This is a genomic window from Streptomyces sp. MS191 (assembly GCF_008042125.1).
In the GTDB taxonomy this organism is placed as follows: Bacteria; Actinomycetota; Actinomycetes; order Streptomycetales; family Streptomycetaceae; genus Streptomyces.
Genome location: NZ_RDBI01000039.1, coordinates 1 through 16306, shown reverse-complemented (window position 1 = coordinate 16306; position 16306 = coordinate 1). Strand labels below are relative to the sequence as shown.

Below are 16306 nucleotides of genomic sequence, written 5' to 3'. Positions count from 1 at the left end.
GGCGGCTCAGTGCCCGGGCCCGGCGGGGCCGTTCCGGGCGGTGAGTTCCCGCAGGCGGACGCAGGTGTCCCAGACGTCGGTGTGGAGGGTGTGCATCGGGCACAGCACGAGCTCGGTCCGGCCGAGGACCGGATGGCTGAAGGTCAGCCGCCCGGCCTCCTCCCTGAGCCGGACGCCGTGGGGCCGCAGCCATGACTCGTGGAGCGTCCGCGCGACGTGCCGGAGACGCCTGCCCTTGGCGGCTCAGTGCCCGGGCCCGGCGGGGCCGTTCCGGGCGGTGAGTTCCCGCAGGCGGACGCAGGTGTCCCAGACGTCGGTGTGGAGGGTGTGCATCGGGCACAGCACGAGCTCGGTCCGGCCGAGGACCGGATGGCTGAAGGTCAGCCGCCCGGCCTCCTCCCTGAGCCGGACGCCGTGGGGCCGCAGCCATGACTCGTGGAGCGTCCGCGCGACGTGCCGGAGACGCCTGCCCTTGCCCTGGGCGGCGACCGCGAGCTGGCCGGCCAGCCGTTCGGAGGCGCGACAGCCCGCGCCGTCGCAGTCCGCGGGTCCCGGCTCCTCGACCAGGGGCATCCACCGGTCGAGGACCTCCAGGTCCTCCCGGGAAGGCCCGGAGCGGGGTGTGCAGTCGACGGTGACGGCGGGGCGTCCCTCCCCACCAGTACGGTGCACGCCGATGTCTCCCATCCTCGATCAGGGGGTCGGGGTCAGTGCCCCATGCCGATGCCACCGCTGACCGGGACGACGGCGCCGGTCACGAAGGCCGCCTCCTCACTGGCCAGGAATCGCACCACCGCGGCGACCTCCTCGGCCGTTCCGGTGCGCCTGAGCGGGGTGTTGGCGATGAGTTCGGCCCGCCGCCGGTCCGTGACGTGCTGGATCATGTCGGTCTCGATGAGCCCCGGGGTCACCACGTTCGCGGTGATGTTGCGGCTTCCGAGCTCCCAGGCCAGCGAGCGGGCGAGGCCCACGAGACCGCTCTTGGAGGCGGCGTAGTTGGTCTGACCGGGCGAGCCGAGGGTGCCCATCACCGAGGACATGAAGACCAGCCGGCCCCACCGCTTGCGGAGCATCCCGCCGGTGGCGTGCTTGGCCAGCCGGAAGGCCCCGAGGACGTTGGTGTCGATCACGTCGCGGAAGTCGGCCTCGCTCATCATCGGCAGGAGGCCGTCCCGGGTGATGCCCGCGTTGGCGACGAGGACCTGGACGGGGCCGTACTGCGCCTCGACCTCGGCCACGGCCCGCTTGACGGACTCCTCGTCGGTGACGTCGCAGGCGACGCCGAACAGGCCCTCGGGCGGCTCGCCGGTGCGGTAGGTCACCGCCACCTTGTCACCGGCCTCGGTGAAGGCGCGTGCCACGGCGAGGCCGATGCCCCGGTTGCCTCCGCTGATCAGAACGGTGCGGCTCATGTCGGAATCCTTTCGGTGTGCGTGGCGAGCACCGGGCCGGCCTGCGGGAGCCCGCAGGCCTCCCGGACCGCGCGCACGGCGTCGTCGGTGTCGGTGAAGTGCAGTCCGTGCCAGCCGGCGCGGACCGCTCCCTCGCAGTTCTCGGCGAGGTCGTCGGCGAGCAGGCTCCGCTCCGCGGGGATCCCCGAACGGCGGACGGCCAGGTCGAAGACCTCCCGGTCCGGCTTGCGGCATCCGGTCTCGAACGACATCACGAGGTCGTCGAAGTCCTCCGGCGGCACCATCAGGCGCCAGTACCGGTCCCAGCCGGGCGGCATGTTCGACAGCAGTCCCACGAAGATCCCGGCGGCCCGCAGCCGCCGCAGCTCGTCGATCCAGGGCTGGTTGACGCGGCGGTCGGCGAACCAGCGTTCCCCGAAGCCCGACATGTCGGCGCTGACGCCGAACTCGTCGAGCAGCGCGGCCTCGACCTGCCGCCCCCACTCCTCCTCGGTGGCCAGCGGGGTGTCGAGCACCTCCATGGAGCCGGCGCCGTACGCCCTGCCGACGGTGCGCATCGCCGCGTGGAGCAGGCGCGGTTCGAGGCCGAGCGGCTTGCAGAAGGACTCCACCGCCCAGGGCAGGGGCGGGGTGAGGACGCCGCGGAAGTCGGTCCAGACCGCCTGGACGCGGCCGGTCACGCGGCGCTCTCCGCCGGCCCCGCGACCGAGCCGGCGGGCTCCTCGTGGAGCCGGATCGACGTGGTGGCGACGGTGCGGCCCGACTGCTCGAAGACGATGTCCAGGGTGTCCTTCCCGCCCTGCGGCATCTCGGCGCTGAGCACGACGGGAGCGTCGAGTTCGGCGAACCGGAGGAAGGCCGCGTCGACACCCGACACATGGGTCCGGTTCAGCGGCCTGCCGCCCCAGTAGGCGGCCAGCAGACCGAGCTGACGGGCCCCTTCGAGCAGCGTCATGGCCGGGAAGTGGTCGTACTCGTGGTCGAAGAGGCTGCGATTGTCGAAGTCGGGGACGAGCTGCGCCGTCAGGCGTCCGTCCTCGAAGGCGGGCGAGGCGAGGACGACGTTGCCGCGCGAGGAGCGGCCGACCTGCTCGGGGGCGAGGACGGCGGAGCGGTCGGGACGCGGCACCTCACGGGTGGAGGGTGCCACGCCGCCGCGCTGGTACGTCCGCAGGGCCGCGTACTCGGTCTTGGTCAGCGCGCTGACCTGCATGGACGCGAGGCCCACGGGCCGTCCGTTGAAGGTCAGTTCCTGGGCGACGCCGACCTTGCGGGCGCGGTCGGCCTTCATCCGCACGGTGGGGTACTCGGTGAGGAGCTGGAGCTCGCCGGGGTCGCTTCCGGTGCGCAGCGCCTCGGGGTGGTCGAGCTGCACGGACACCTCGTTGACGAGGAAGGAGGTGTCCATCGGGATGTCGAGGAAGGTGTGGGCCGCGCACACCGCCGCCTGCCGGCACGCCTCCAGGACCAGGAGCACGTCGGTGAGGGCCGGCTGCTGGAGGTGGTCGTTGTAGTAGCCGTGCGACAGCGGGGTCTGGGCACCGGCGAGATACACGGAGTCGCCGATCTGCCGGGCGTCGGTGACGAACACCTCGGCCACGGCGGCGCGGTGCACCAGGTGCCGGTCGACGGTGTGCGCGAAACGTATGTGGAAGGCGGGCTCGGCGGTCGTGGCGGCGAGGGTCTCGGACATGTAGGGGTTCTCTCTCCGTGCTTCGTGGGGTCGGGCGCCCGGCCGGATGACGGGCTTCGGCGGCGCGGGCGCGGGGCCGGCGGAGGCGCGCGGTCCTCAGCGGCGTACGCGCAGGACCGCGGCGGAGGCGGCGGCGCCGGCCAGGACCACCAGGCCCGTGGCGGCGAGGGTGGCGGTGTCCGGGTGGACCAGGGCCTGGCCGCGGAGCGCCTGCCAGGTGACGATCGCGAGCAGTCCGGTCCAGACGGCGCCCAGGACGATCACGAGCCGGGCGCGCGCGGACTCGTCGGCGAGCGGTGAGCCGGGGCGCCGGCGGGCGAACGCGCCGAGCCCGAGGGCCGCCAAGGGCAGCACCTGCAGTGCGTGGATGCCGACGAAGTGCGGGATGCGCAGGTCGCCGCCCTGCGTGCTCCAGTTGGTCAGCGGCATGCCGGCGCCGCCGTCGGCCACACCGACGTTGTGCGCGCCGACCAGGGTGGGCAGTCCGGCGTCGAGGGCCTGCTGCTGTTCGGCGGTGGGCGTGTTCATCAGCATGCCGAGCGCCATGCCGACGACGGCGAGCGCGAGGCCCAGGCGCACCGCCCAGCGCAGGGCGGGGGCGAGCGAGCGGTCCCGCAGCACCAGGATCGCGGCGACGAAGTTGGAGGTCCACAGCACGATCACGGCGACGGTCATGCTGTGCATGAACGCGGTGTTCACCGGTGTGGTCATGTTGAAGTGGCTGTAGGTGCCGCGCCCCGCCTGCACGGAGATGATGAACGCCTCCGCGAAGGAACTCACGGCGATCAGCGTTCCGGCCCACCAGGCGGCCCGCGGGAAGCGCTCGATGCGCGGGAGCAGCCAGGCGAGCGTCGCTCCGTAGACGGCGAGCGAGAAGGCGAAGTGCAGTGGCTTCAGCCAGATCGGCGCGCCGTTGAGGACCCGGTCGTCGGCGGCCACGCCGATCAGGGTGGCCAGGGTGAGGACTCCCATCGACAGGGAGAAGACGGCCAGGGGCCGGTGCACGACCGGGCGTGCCGTGGTGGGTTCGGCCCGGGACGTCCCCGGGTCCGCTCCGGTACGGGGGCTGGTTGCTGAGGGCATGGGATTCCCTTTCTCGGCCACGCCTCTCGGGGCGTTTGCGGGAATCAGCATGGGCGGCTCCGCGGGCCCTCCTCAACGGCCGTACCACCAAGGGGCACGGCACTGCCTCCAAAGTGACATCGAGAGGTAGTCACCCCGTCCCACCAGGCGTTCCCCCATCGACACAGCGGCCCTGCCACTTGCGGAGCACCGACCGGCGCCTTGGGAGCAAAAGCCTTCTGACGGCGGCTGTGACCTGCCAGATTCCTCATCACTGGCCGGCGGTGGTCGTCGGCCCAGGAGGGGAAACCACCATGTCGAACAACGCTGTCGCTCTCACGTCCGACGAGATCCTGGCGCGTATCCAGGTGATCGTCGCCGAGGAACTGGAGCTCGAGGAGGAGCCCACGGCCCTCGATCCGGCGGCCCAGTTCGTCGAGGACTTCGACGCGGACTCGCTCGCGCTGATCCAGATACTCGCCCGCATAGACAAGGAGCTCGGCATCTCCGTCCCGGTCGAGGAGGCCGAGAAGCTCACCGACCTGGGCACCCTGGCCGGCCACGTCGTCGCCCTGGCCGCGGGGACCGAGCGTGCCTGAACCCACCGCACGCCGCGTCGTGGTGACCGGGCTCGGCGCGGTGAGCAGTCTCGGCATGAGTGCCGAGGCCCTCACCGCGTCGGTCCGGGAGGGCCGCAGCGGCATCTCCCCGATCCGGTCGTTCGACACGGCCGGCTTTCCCAGCGTGATGGCCGGCGAGGTGCACGACTTCGATCCGCGTGCCGCGCTGCGGACGCTCGATCCGGCCCGCTGGGGCCGTTCCGCGCAGCTCGCGGCGGCCGCCGCGGCCCAGGCCGTCGAGGACGCCGGCCTGGACCGGGCGCAGCTGGCCCGGGCCCGCGCCGGCTCCGCCATGGGCACCACCAGTGGTGAGGCCCCGGTCGTGGACCGGCTCACGCAGGAGTGGGTGGGCGGTGGGCTCAAGAGCCTGTCGCCCGACCTGGTCCGCCAGGTGCCGGCCGGTCGGATCGCGGCCGCCGTCAACACCGAGCTGGGTCTCACCGGCGAGGCCCAGACGCTTCCCACGGCCTGCTCGGCCAGCAACTACGCCATCGGCTACGCGGCCGACCTGGTGCGCACCGGCGAGGCCGACTACATGCTGGCCGGCGGCGCCGACTCGGTGAACCGCTACACCCACGCGGGCTTCCTGCGTCTGGGGGCGCTCGCCGAGGAGGTGTGCCGCCCCTTCGACAAGGACCGCACCGGCATCCTGACCGCCGAGGGCGGTGTGGCCCTGCTGCTGGAACCGCTGGAGCGGGCCGTGGCCCGCGGCGCCACGATCTACGCGGAGGTGCTCGGGTACGGGCTCAGCTGCGACGCGAAGCACATGGTGCACCCGGACTCCGGAAGCATCGCCGAGTGCGTGCGCAGGGCGCACCGCAACGCGGGCGTCACCCCGGAGCAGGTGGACTACATCAGTGCCCACGGCACCGGCACGCCCACCAACGACATCACCGAGGTCACCGCGATCCGCGAGGTCTTCGGCGACCGGCTCCCGCCGGTCAGCTCCGTGAAGTCGATGCTCGGTCACACCATGGGCGCGGCCAGCGGCTTCGGGGCGCTGATCTGCTGCAAGGCGATCCAGCAGGGGTTCCTGCCGCCCACGGCGAACCTGCGCGAGACGGACGCGGCGCTCGGCCCGGGACTCGACCCCGTCCCGAACAAGGCCCGTCCCGCCGAGGTCCGCATCGCGCAGAACCACGGCTTCGCGTTCGGCGGCAACAACGCCATCACCATCCTCGGGAAGGTGTCATGACGACCACTCTCGCGTCCACGACGGACGTCGCGGCGGCCGCGCCGCTCCCCCGTGTCCGGCCGCTGGCCGTCACCGCGCACGGTGTCGTCTCGCCGGCCGGTGTCGGGCTCGACGCGCTCGCCGAGGCGCTGCGCGGCGAACGCCGGCCGTGCGCCGACGGAGCCGAGCTCCCGCTCGGCGAGGCGGCCGCCGACGGTCTGCCCGACGCCGTGCGCGTGGTCCCCGAGTTCCGCATCGCGGACCACGTGGGCCGCAAGGGCACCCGCCATCTGGACCGTACGACCGCGCTGGGACTGGCCGCCGCCGCGGTGCTGCGCTCGGGCGCGGCCGTCGCGGAGGGCGATCCCGCGTGGGCGGCGACCGGGGTGGTGCTGGGCACCACCTCGGGCAGCGTCCGCAGCAGCAGCGAGTTCGCCCGGGACACCCACGTCCAGGATCGCCCGTACCTGGTGAACGCCGCCGCGTTCCCCAACACGGTGATGAACTCGGTCACCGGCCAGGTCGCCATCTGGCACGGTCTGCGGGGCATCAACGCGACGCTGTCCGGCGGGACCACGGCCGCGCTGGCCGCGTTCCGGTACGCGCGCAACGCCTTCTCGCAGGGTCACGCCGCGCGGCTGCTGGTCGGCGGGGTCGAGGAGCTGTGCCCGCAGACCGCGTGGGGCTGGGCGGCGACGGGTGCCCTCACCGAGGGCACCCCGGTCGGCGAGGGCTGCGCCCTGTTCGACGTCCAGGACGCCGAGGCCGCGCACGCCGCGGGCACGCCGGTACTGGCCGAGATCCTGGCCTGCGAGACGGCGTTCGTCCCGGAGGGTGTCCGTCCGGGACTCGGCGGCGCGCTCGCGCAGTGCGTCACCCGCGCGCTGGAGCGCAGCGGCGTCGAGGCCTCCGAGGTCACGCTGGTGGCTCCCGGCGGTACCGGCCTCGTCTCACTGGAGGGTGTGGAGCGGCGTGCCGTGGCGCGTGCCCTGGGCGGTCGTGAGGTCGCCGAGGTCCGGGTCAAGGACGTCGTGGGCGAGGCGTACAGCGCGGACGGCGCCCTGCAGCTGGCGGCGGTGCTGGCGCGTTGGCAGGACGAGCCGGCCGCCGGCGGCCGACGTGTCGCGCTGGTCACCGGTCTCGGGCACGACGGCCAGGTCGCCTGCCTCGTGGTGCGCGACGGAGCCGGGCGATGAGCGCCGGAACGGCCGCCGACGGCGTCATCGTCGTCGGCGCCGGGCCGGTCGGCCTCGCCGCCGCGACGGGACTGCTCCAGCAGGGCGTGCCGGTCCGCCTGATCGACCGGGCGGAGCGGCCCAACCCGCACGCCAAGGCGATCACGCTGTGGCCGCGGGCGCTGGAGGCGCTGCACCGGCTCGGCGCGGCGGACGAGATCCTGGACCGGGGTCTCCCGCTGCACGCGCAGAACTACCACTCGGCCGGCAGGAAGGTCGCCCGGCTCACCTTCGACCGGGTCGGCGACACCCGCTTCCCGTTCGCGGTCTCGCTGCCCCAGCAGGAGACCGAGGAGGCGCTGCGCCACCGGTTCGAGGCGCTCGGCGGCAAGACCGAGTTCGGCGTCCGGCTCGGCTCGCTGAGCCAGGACGCGGACGGGGTCACCGCCGTGCTCTCGGGCGGGAAGGCCGGGGAGGCCGGCGAGGAGGTGCGCGCCGCCTGGCTGATCGGTGCCGACGGAGCGCACAGCACCGTCCGCGACGCGATCGGCACGGGCTACGAGGGCGAGACGTACCCGCAGCAGTTCCTGCTGTCGGACGGGCCCTGCGACACCCCGCTGGCGCAGGACGAGGCCCACTACTTCATGACGGCCAAGGGCGTCCTGGTCGTGGTGGGTCTGCCGGGCGGGAACTTCCGGGTGTTCACCAGCCTGCCGCCGGACGCCGAGATCGCCGAGGACGTCCGGTCCGAGGTGCAGCGCGCGGCGACGGAGCGCTGCCCGGTGCCGATCAAGCTGACCGGCGAGCACCGGACCGGGGTCTTCCGGGTGCACCGGAAGGTCGCCGACCGGTTCCGCGACCGCCGGGTGCTGCTGGCCGGGGACGCGGCGCACATCCACAGTCCGGCGGGCGGTCAGGGCCTGAACACCGGGATCGAGGACGGCACGACGCTGGCGTGGCGGCTCGCCGCGGTGGTGCGCGGTGACGCGCCCGAGTCCTTCCTCGACCGCTGGGAGGACGAGCGGCGGCAGGTCGCCCGCGGCGTCCTCGGCGACACCGATCTGCAGACGCGGCTGTGGATGATGAAGGGCTGGAAGCGCACCGTGCGCGACGCGGCCCTCCGGGCCGGTGAACGCACCGGGATCCTCGACCGGTTCGTGACCCCGCGCCAGACCCAGCTCTCGCTGGTGCACGCCGGCCCCCGCCGGTCCTTCGGGCGGCTGCGCGAGGGGGCCCGGCTGCCCGACGTCCCCCTCTCCGCCGYCCGGRCGGCGGACCGGCTGCCCGGCGACCGGCTGCACGACCTGCTGGCGGACGGCCGGCCCCTGCTGCTGGTCCTCGCCGCGGACGGCCGCCACCCGGGCCGCACCGCCGAGGCCGTCGCCGCGGCCTCGGCACTGGCCGGCCCCGGTCACCGGACCGTGGTCGTCTCCAGCGTCCCCCGGCCCCGTTCCGGGGACCGGCCGGCCGGCGGTCCGCCGGTGCTGGCCGACCCGGCCGGTGCCCTCCATGCCGCGCTGGGCGTCCGCGGACCGCTCGCGTGCCTGGTCCGGCCCGACGCGGTGGTCTCGACGGTCAGCCGCCTGGGCGACCTGCGCCTGGTCCGCGACCTCGTGACCCGTCCCCACCCGCACCCCGTACAGGATCCGCTCGACTGAAGGAGCACGACCTCATGTCCACCCCCGACGCCCGGCCCGCTGCCGGGAACCGTACGGGACTCACCCTGCTCGTGGTGTGTCTCGGCGTACTGATCGTGCCGCTCGGCGTGAGCGGCACCCCCGTCGCCCTCCCCGACATCGGGCGCGAACTCGGCGGCAGCCTGGCCTCCCTGCAGTGGGTGGTCAACGCCTACAACGTCATGGCGGCCAGCCTGATGATGGTCGCGGGTTCGCTCGCCGACCTGCTCGGCCGCAAGCGCATGTTCGCGTTCGGCACCGGGCTCTACGCGGTGTCGCTCGTCGCGACCGTCCTCGCGCCCAGCGTCCTCGTCGTCGACATCGCCCGTGGTGTGGCCGGTGTCGGCGCCGCCGCGCTGATGACGTCGGCCACCGCGATCGTGGCCACCACCTTCGACGGCGCCGCCCGTGCCAAGGCGTTCGCCGTGGCGGGCATGACGCTCGGTGCCGGTCTGGCACTCGGCCCGACGACCAGCGGCCTGCTGGTCGGCGCGCTCGGCTGGGAGTCGGTGTTCTACGCGCACCTCGCGCTCGTGGTCCTGTCGATGCTGGGCCTCCCCTTCCTGCCGGAGTCCCGCAACCCCGACGCGGGACGGATCGACTGGCCCGGCACGATCACCTTCAGCCTGGCGCTGGTCCTGTTCACCCTGGGCATCATCCAGGGCCCGCAGAACGGCTGGCTGAGCGGCACCGTGCTCGGCCTGTTCGCCGGTTCGCTCGTGCTGGTCGCGGTCTTCGCCGTGGTGGAACGGCGCCACCCGGCCCCGATGTTCGACCTCTCCCTGTTCAAGGAGCGCCGCTTCCTCGCGGTGAACCTGCTCAACGTCGCCTTCTCGTTCGGCTTCATCGGCCTGCTGCTCGTGCTCCCCGCCTACCTGATCGGCGCGAACGGGGCGAGCAGCGAGGGCGCCGGTCTGATCATGCTGCTGCTGACCGGGCCCGTGCTGTTCTGCCCGCTCATCGGCGGCAAGATGGTCGCGGCCGGAGTCCAGGTGCGGGTCGTGCTGGGACTGGGCCTGCTCCTGATCGCCGTGGGCTGCGCGTGGCTGACGGTTGCTCACCCCGGCATCAGCGTCGCCGGTCTCGCCGGTCCGCTGCTGGTCGCGGGCGTCGGCGTGGGCCTGATCATGGGTGTCCTGGACGGCGCGGCGGTCAGCACGGTGCCGCCGGAGCGCGCGGGCATGGCGGCCGGCATGTTCAACACCATCCGCCTCGCCAGCGAGGCCATCGCGGCCGTGATCATGGTCGCGGCGCTGGCCTCCATGGTCCGCTCCCGGATCTCCGACGGGCTGTCCACGTACCTCGGTTCCGGTGCCTCGGCCGGTACCGCGGCCGACCAGGTGGCCAGTGGTGACGCGGCCGGTGTGGTCGCGGACGCGCCGGCGCGGCTGCGGGACTCGTTCCTGGACTTCCTGTCGCAGGGCCACACGGACGCGCTGCGGGTCATCCTGTGGGCCTCCGCGGTCCTGTGCGCGCTGACCGCCGTCGTGGTCCACCTCATGCTCACCGAGCCCAAGGAGTCCGCTCCGGCCGGCTCCACCCCCGTGGAGTCGCGCGAGCCCTCCCTCGTCGACGACTGATCCCGTCGCCCCCTCCCAGCCGGGTCCCCGCCGTATACGTGCGGCGGGGACCCGGCCGGCGTCGAAAGGAAAGCCAGGCATGATCGACCCCGACACCGTCGACCTGTGGGTCATCCCGCTCGACGACACCGCCCCCGGCACCCACGAGGACCGTGCGGGAGAGCTCAGCCCGTACGAGCGGCAACGGCTGCAGCGGCTGGGCGAGCGCAACCCGAAGGCCCGCCACCGGTATCTGACGGCTCATCTCGCCTCGCGCGACATCGTCTCCGGCTACCTGGGCTGCCGGCCGGCCGATCTCACCCACGTCCGCCACGCCCAGCACGGCAAGCCCGGTTACATCCTGGGCTGGTGCCCCGGGCCGGCGGTCAGTCTGTCCCGTTCCGACGGACTCGCCCTCCTCGCGGTGCGCGCTCCGGGCGCCACGGTCGGGGTCGACGTCGAACGGATCCGGGCCGGCATCGACTGGGCCCGGGTGCTCGGCGGTCCGCAGCGCGAGACATCCTCGGGTTTTCGTGCCTGGACCCGGCTGGAGGCCTCGGTGAAGGCTTCGGGCCTGGGGCTCTCCGCCGCCGCGGGCCGGGACCTCTCCCCCTGGCCCGCCCAGTCGGTGACGCTTCCTCACCCTTTCGGGGACTACGCCGCCGCGGTGGCCACGGACCGCGCCGGTCGATTCCGGGCACGGATCCGTCTGCGCCACCACGCGGTATCCACCGCCGACCTGACAAATTTTGCCGATTCCGCAGGCCACCGGACGATAATGCCTCGTTACATATTGAATTCTGACCGATCTTCAGCCTGATTGGTTCGCGTAGACTCCCTCTCGGCAACACAAGGGGGAAGGGTTCCAGCCATGGCACAGACACAGCAGGACGAGATCATCGGTTCGGCGGCACGCCAGCTCGAGATCAGACTGGCCGCCGGCAGAGAAGAAATCATCGACCGCTTCCGCGAATCCCTCATCAGCGTGTCCAGCCCTCTCGTCTCCACCGACGAGCTCTGGAGCGAGGCGCGGGAACACGCGCGGCTCGTGCTCGAGGAGTGCTGCGAGTCCCTGCGGCACGACACCGACGAGGCGACGGTTCGAGCCAACATGGCGCTGAGCCTGTCGGTGGGTCTGAGCACCCGCGGCATCCTGCAGACGGTGCACCCCGCGGACACGCTGCGCTCGTCCGGCCTGCTGTTCCAGATCACCCTGCAGTACCTGATCGGTGCCGCCGCGGACCTGCCGATGGAGCAGTCGTCCGAGTGTCTCGGCCGCGCCGTGTCGGCTCTCAACCACAGCCTCGCGACCTGCCTGCAGGTCTCGGCCGCGGGCTACGACGCGTACCTCCTCAACCGGGTGGAGGAGAGCGCGAGCGACCACCGCAAGCGGCTCGGCCGCGACCTCCACGACCACCTCGGCAACAGTCTGGCGATGGCCCACCGCTATCTTGACCTGCACGAACTCGCCGTGGAGCAGAACCAGCCGGCCGAGCAGAGCGGCCGCTTCCTGCGCCGGATCAGGCAGGCACTGGACGAGGCCGGCGACTATACCCGGGGCCTGATCTCCGACCTGCGGGTCGACAACGGCTCCCGCCGCCTCGCCGAGGCCCTGCGGGAGTACGCCGAGCAGCACCAGTCGACCGGCGTGGAACTGCACATCGAGGTGAACGGCGACGAGAGCTGGCTGCCCGAGGCGCACGCGGAGGAGCTGTTCCTGGTCCTGCGCGAGTTCCTGCGCAACTCGCTGACGCACGCCAGGCCCCGGACGGTCGCCCTCGAAGTGGACGTCGCCCCGCACCGGGTGGACTGCTTCGCCCACGACGACGGGGACGGCTTCGACCCCGCGTGTACCCCCGGCGGGCGCGGCAGCGGCCTGTTGTCCATGCGGGAGCGGACCCACGCGCTGGACGGCGTGTTCTTCCTCACCAGTACGCCCGGGGTGGGCACCGGCATGCGGATGTCGCTGCCGATCCCCCAGGATGCGAAGCCCGTGCGGGAGCGGGTCACTTCATGAGTCAGTACCGCGTCATCATCGCCGACGACCACACTCTGCTGAGGGACGCGTTGGCCGAACTCATCCGCGGCATGGGCGACTTCGACGTCGTCGCGGCCGTCGGGGACGCGCCCGGCATGGTGGCCGCGGTCGGCGGGCACCGCCCCGACGTCGTCCTGATGGACATCGAGATGCCGGGCAACGAGGACCCGGCGCGCACGGTCCGCGCCCTCCAGGCGGCCTCGCCGAACACCAAGATCATGGTGCTCTCGATGCACGACGACCCCAGGCTCCTCCAGGTGCTGCTGCCGTTGGGCATCCGCGGCTACCTGCACAAGACGGCCACCCACCGCTCGCTGACGGCCGCGCTGCGGGACGCGTGCACGCAGGACGGCCTGACGGTGTCCCTGCCTCCGCGCGCCCGCCCGGCCCCGGAGCCGGAGCCGGAGCCCGACCGCGAGGTGCTCAGCCCGCGCGAACTGGAGGTGATCGCCCTGGTGGCGGCGGGCCTCAGTAATCGCCGCACGGCAACCCGACTGGGCCTTACAGAAGGCACGGTGAAGCGCCATTTGCGCAATATCTTTGCGAAACTCGGGGCGACTTCCCGGGTGGACGCGACGAACAAGGCGGTGGCGGCCGGCCTGATTCCCGCACCGGCGACGACTCCGTCCTCGTCGCGGACGCGCCCCTCTCCGCTCTGAGGCGCAAGCGAATTTCAGAGAATGGACATCTGACAGATCTTCCCGCGTCTTTTCAGCGGAATACGCGTCTTGCGATGCCGCCGTCCCGGCGTCGCGAAGATCACACATATACGTCGCGGCGTGAGCGGACCGAGGCCGGCATCCGGCCGCGCCGCACGCCGGCCCGGCGCCCGCCCCGGCATGACGGGGCGGCCGGGACGACGGACCCCGACGGACGGCCAGGGGAGGACGGTCGACTCCGGCCACTGCTGTCGACGGCGCGCCGCCCCGGCCTCGTACACCTCGCGCGGGGCGAGCACCGGGTCGGGGCACACGGCGAGGTGGAACACGCCGGAAAGGCCGTGCGGCGCGCAGACGCGCCACCGGCCGCCCGACTCCAGGCGCACGCCCGGGCAGCAGGTGGTCACCGCGAAGCCGTCGATGGCCGCCTCCGTGGAGGCGTGGGGAGCGCAGGCGACGCCGGACTTCTGCGCGTACCGAGATGGACGCGAACCTCGTTGCGGACCGCGACCTCCGCCGGCAGCCCCGTGGGCGCCTCCCCGACGGCCCTGAACACGCGCACCCCTCCCGGAAGCGGACACGCCCTCACGACACCACGATGACGCCACCAGGTGCCACATGGCGCCATACACACTTGCCATGGCGCCATCGCGGTGCCACTATGGCGCACATGGACCTGACGCCCTACGTCGACCGCCTCCGGCATGAGCTCGCGGTCGCCGCGAACATCGCCGGGGACGAGGCACGCGCCGTCACCGAACGACTCACCGCACCCCTGGAATCGGCCGCCCGGCTGATCCTCCTGAACGCCTTCTCCGCAGCCGCGGACGAACTCTCCCAGGCACTGGCCCCGACCGCGGTGAGCGTGCGGCTGCGAGGGCTCGACCCCGAGTTCACGGTGACGGCACAGCCGGGCACCGCACTCTCCTCCCCGACCTCCGCCGAAGCGGCAGCCGTCATGGCGCCATCGATGGCACCGGTGGCGCCATGCTCACCGGACGGCGAGGAGGGCGGAACGGCACGGATCAACTTCCGGCTCCCGGCACCCCTGAAGGCCCAGGTCGAGCGGACGGCCGGCCGGGAGGGCCTGTCCGCCAACGCCTGGCTCGTACGGGCCGTGGCCCTCGCCCTGGGACCGGACGCCGCACCGGCCCTTGCCGCCCCACCTGCCCCTCGGGCCCGGACCGTCTAGTTCGCCCGCACGCCGCCCCACTCACCTGCCACCGCCCCCGCTGCGGACACACACTCCAGCCACGAAGACGGGACACCCATGCCTGCGTACGAATCCCCGGAACACCTGGCGGAGCGGCCCACCACCCGGGCCGCCGCCGCGGCCCCGCCCGCCGTCTCCTCCCTCGGCCTGCGCAAGTCGTACGGCGACAAGGTGGTCCTGGACGGCATCGACCTGGACATTCCCGAGGGCACCGTCTTCGCCCTGCTGGGTCCGAACGGGGCCGGCAAGACCACCACCGTCGAGATCCTGACGACGCTCGTGGCAGCCGACGCCGGGGAGGCGCGGGTCGCCGGTCACGACCTCGCCGAGCGGCCCGAGGGCGTACGCGGCGCGATCGGCGTCACCGGCCAGTTCGCCGCCGTCGACCACCTCCTCACCGCCGAGGAGAACCTGCTCCTCATGGCCGACCTCCACCACCTGCCGCGACCCGAGGGCCGCCGCCGCGCGGCCGGTCTCCTGCGGCGGTTCGAACTCTCCGAGGCGGCCCGCATGCCGGCCTCCGCCCTCTCCGGCGGCATGCGCCGCAAGCTCGACCTGGCGATGACCCTCGTCGGCGACCCGCGGATCCTCTTCCTCGACGAGCCGACCACGGGCCTGGACCCCCGCAGCCGCCGCACCATGTGGGAGATCATCCGCGGGCTCGTCACCGACGACGGCATCACCGTCTTCCTCACCACGCAGTACCTGGAGGAAGCGGACCGGCTCGCCGACCGCATCGCCGTCCTCGACCAGGGCCGGCTGGTCGCAGAGGGAACCGCGGACGAGCTCAAGCGGCTCATCCCCGGCGGCCACATCCGCCTGCGCTTCCCGGACCTCGCCGCGCTCGACAGTGCGGCCCGCCACTTCGCCGGCGCCGCCCGCGACCCCGAGGAGCTCACGCTCCGCGTGCCCGGCGACGGCGGCATCCCCTCCCTGCGGGCCGTACTCGCCGTCCTGGACGGCGCGGAGCTGCGGGCCGAGTCGCTGACGGTGCACACACCCGACCTCGACGACGTCTTCCTGACCCTCACCGGCCACGGCACGCCCGGCACGACCACGGAGATGACCCGATGAGCTCCCTCACGTACGCCGTCGCCGACTCCCTGACGATGCTGCGGCGCAACCTCAGGCACGCGCTCCGCTATCCCGCGATGACCTTCTCCGTCGTCCTCATGCCGGTGATGATGCTGCTGCTCTTCAACTACGCCTTCGGCGGCGCCATCGGCGCCGGCATCTCCGGTGCTCCCACCGGTGGCGGCGCGTACATCGACTACGTCGCGCCCGGCATCATCCTGATGGCCGCGACCGGCGGGGCCGTGATGACGGCCGTCGGCGTCTGCGTCGACAAGACCGAGGGCATCGTCAACCGCTTCCGCACCATGTCGATCTCGCGCGCCGCGTTCCTGACCGGACACGTCGTCGGCAGCCTCGTCCAGACGATGCTGGGTGTCGTCCTGGTGACCGCCGTCGCGCTCGCCATCGGATTCCGCCCCGACGCCTCTCTCGTCGAATGGATCGCCGCGGCCGGCCTGCTGGCCCTGCTGACGCTCGCGCTGACCTGGTTGTCGGCCGGTGTCGGCCTGGTGGCCAGGACCCCGGAGTCCGCGAGCAACCTGCCCCTTCCGGTGACCTTCCTCCCCTTCCTCGGCAGCGCCATCGTGCCGACCGACTCGATGCCGACGGGGCTGCGCCTCTTCGCCGACCACCAGCCGTTCACACCCGTCATCGAGACCCTGCGCGGCCTGCTGACCGGTACCGGGATCGGCGCGAGCGGCTACGTCTCGCTCGCCTGGTGCACCGGCCTCGGCCTCGTCGGCTACCTGTGGGCGCGTTCCGCCTTCGGCCGCCCCGTCAAGCCGTGAGCCGTGAGCCGTGAGCCGCACGGCCCTGGGGCCGTGAAACACCGTCAGTCCCACCCGTGGGGAGGCGCCTTGGCCGCCGGCATCCCGTGCTCACCGCCTCCGGAGCCGAGCTCCGCCCCGCCCCACGACCGCCGCCCGCCTCGACGACCAGACCCGCGGCCCG

Annotated in this window: 17 protein-coding genes; 11 read left to right on the top strand and 6 right to left on the bottom strand. The window is 72.9% G+C overall.

From position 1 onward, the window contains the following. Positions 1–243: 243 nt before the first annotated feature. The 5 genes from EAO71_RS06625 to EAO71_RS06605 form a co-directional block, all read right to left on the bottom strand. Complete coding sequence (locus EAO71_RS06625) at positions 244–672, bottom strand: hypothetical protein (protein WP_147976854.1); 429 nt, start codon at positions 670–672, stop codon at positions 244–246. 35 nt (positions 673–707) lie between these two features. Then, positions 708–1412: a 3-oxoacyl-ACP reductase FabG gene (gene fabG, locus EAO71_RS06620; RefSeq protein WP_147976853.1), complete on the bottom strand. Its 705-nt coding sequence runs from the start codon at positions 1410–1412 to the stop codon at positions 708–710. Next, on the bottom strand, positions 1409–2092 hold the full coding sequence (locus EAO71_RS06615) for an HAD-IA family hydrolase (protein WP_147976852.1): 684 nt from the start codon (positions 2090–2092) through the stop codon (positions 1409–1411). The genes fabG and EAO71_RS06615 overlap by 4 nt, the downstream gene beginning before the upstream one ends. Next, on the bottom strand, positions 2089–3105 hold the full coding sequence (locus EAO71_RS06610; protein ID WP_147976851.1) for a ScbA/BarX family gamma-butyrolactone biosynthesis protein: 1017 nt from the start codon (positions 3103–3105) through the stop codon (positions 2089–2091). Before EAO71_RS06610 ends, EAO71_RS06615 begins: the two co-directional genes overlap by 4 nt. A 96-nt stretch (positions 3106–3201) precedes the next feature. Then, the gene (locus EAO71_RS06605) at positions 3202–4188 is read right to left on the bottom strand and encodes a hypothetical protein (RefSeq protein ID WP_261992036.1); all 987 of its coding nucleotides are present in this window, start codon (positions 4186–4188) and stop codon (positions 3202–3204) included. Positions 4189–4481: 293 nt separating this feature from the next. Between EAO71_RS06605 and EAO71_RS06600 the strand changes: the two genes are divergently transcribed. The 8 genes from EAO71_RS06600 (at position 4482) to EAO71_RS06565 (ending at position 13068) form a co-directional block, all read left to right on the top strand. Then, positions 4482–4766 carry an acyl carrier protein gene (locus EAO71_RS06600; RefSeq protein ID WP_147976850.1) on the top strand — a complete coding sequence of 95 codons (285 nt, stop codon included), beginning with the start codon at positions 4482–4484 and terminating at the stop codon, positions 4764–4766. Next, positions 4759–5982, top strand: coding sequence for a beta-ketoacyl-[acyl-carrier-protein] synthase family protein (locus EAO71_RS06595; RefSeq protein WP_147976849.1), 1224 nt, complete (start codon positions 4759–4761; stop codon positions 5980–5982). The genes EAO71_RS06600 and EAO71_RS06595 overlap by 8 nt, the downstream gene beginning before the upstream one ends. Continuing rightward, positions 5979–7157, top strand: a complete 1179-nt coding sequence (locus EAO71_RS06590) for a beta-ketoacyl synthase N-terminal-like domain-containing protein (RefSeq protein WP_147976848.1) — start codon at positions 5979–5981, stop codon at positions 7155–7157. Before EAO71_RS06595 ends, EAO71_RS06590 begins: the two co-directional genes overlap by 4 nt. Then, positions 7154–8794, top strand: a complete 1641-nt coding sequence (locus EAO71_RS06585) for an FAD-dependent monooxygenase (protein WP_147976847.1) — start codon at positions 7154–7156, stop codon at positions 8792–8794. The genes EAO71_RS06590 and EAO71_RS06585 overlap by 4 nt, the downstream gene beginning before the upstream one ends. Positions 8795–8808: 14 nt before the next feature. Continuing rightward, complete coding sequence (locus EAO71_RS06580) at positions 8809–10392, top strand: MFS transporter (RefSeq protein WP_147976846.1); 1584 nt, start codon at positions 8809–8811, stop codon at positions 10390–10392. 79 nt (positions 10393–10471) lie between these two features. Further along, a complete protein-coding gene (locus EAO71_RS06575) occupies positions 10472–11191 on the top strand; it encodes a 4'-phosphopantetheinyl transferase family protein (RefSeq protein ID WP_147976845.1) in 720 nt (239 codons plus the stop codon). A gap of 51 nt (positions 11192–11242) precedes the next feature. Next, entirely contained in the window at positions 11243–12388 is a 1146-nt protein-coding gene (locus EAO71_RS06570; RefSeq protein ID WP_147976844.1) for a sensor histidine kinase, read from the top strand. Further along, positions 12385–13068, top strand: coding sequence for a response regulator transcription factor (locus EAO71_RS06565; RefSeq protein ID WP_147976843.1), 684 nt, complete (start codon positions 12385–12387; stop codon positions 13066–13068). The genes EAO71_RS06570 and EAO71_RS06565 overlap by 4 nt, the downstream gene beginning before the upstream one ends. A 14-nt stretch (positions 13069–13082) precedes the next feature. On the opposite strand, the gene EAO71_RS39920 is transcribed toward EAO71_RS06565, so the two are convergent. After that, positions 13083–13688 carry a nucleotidyltransferase family protein gene (locus EAO71_RS39920; RefSeq protein ID WP_410093956.1) on the bottom strand — a complete coding sequence of 202 codons (606 nt, stop codon included), beginning with the start codon at positions 13686–13688 and terminating at the stop codon, positions 13083–13085. A gap of 50 nt (positions 13689–13738) precedes the next feature. Here EAO71_RS39920 and EAO71_RS06555 point away from each other — a divergent pair, with 50 nt between their 5' ends. From EAO71_RS06555 to EAO71_RS06545, 3 genes are all read left to right on the top strand, one after another. Continuing rightward, complete coding sequence (locus tag EAO71_RS06555; RefSeq protein WP_147976842.1) at positions 13739–14260, top strand: hypothetical protein; 522 nt, start codon at positions 13739–13741, stop codon at positions 14258–14260. A gap of 78 nt (positions 14261–14338) precedes the next feature. Continuing rightward, entirely contained in the window at positions 14339–15355 is a 1017-nt protein-coding gene (locus tag EAO71_RS06550; RefSeq protein WP_147976841.1) for an ATP-binding cassette domain-containing protein, read from the top strand. Then, positions 15352–16143 carry an ABC transporter permease gene (locus EAO71_RS06545; RefSeq protein WP_147976840.1) on the top strand — a complete coding sequence of 264 codons (792 nt, stop codon included), beginning with the start codon at positions 15352–15354 and terminating at the stop codon, positions 16141–16143. The genes EAO71_RS06550 and EAO71_RS06545 overlap by 4 nt, the downstream gene beginning before the upstream one ends. Positions 16144–16306 lie beyond the last annotated feature (163 nt).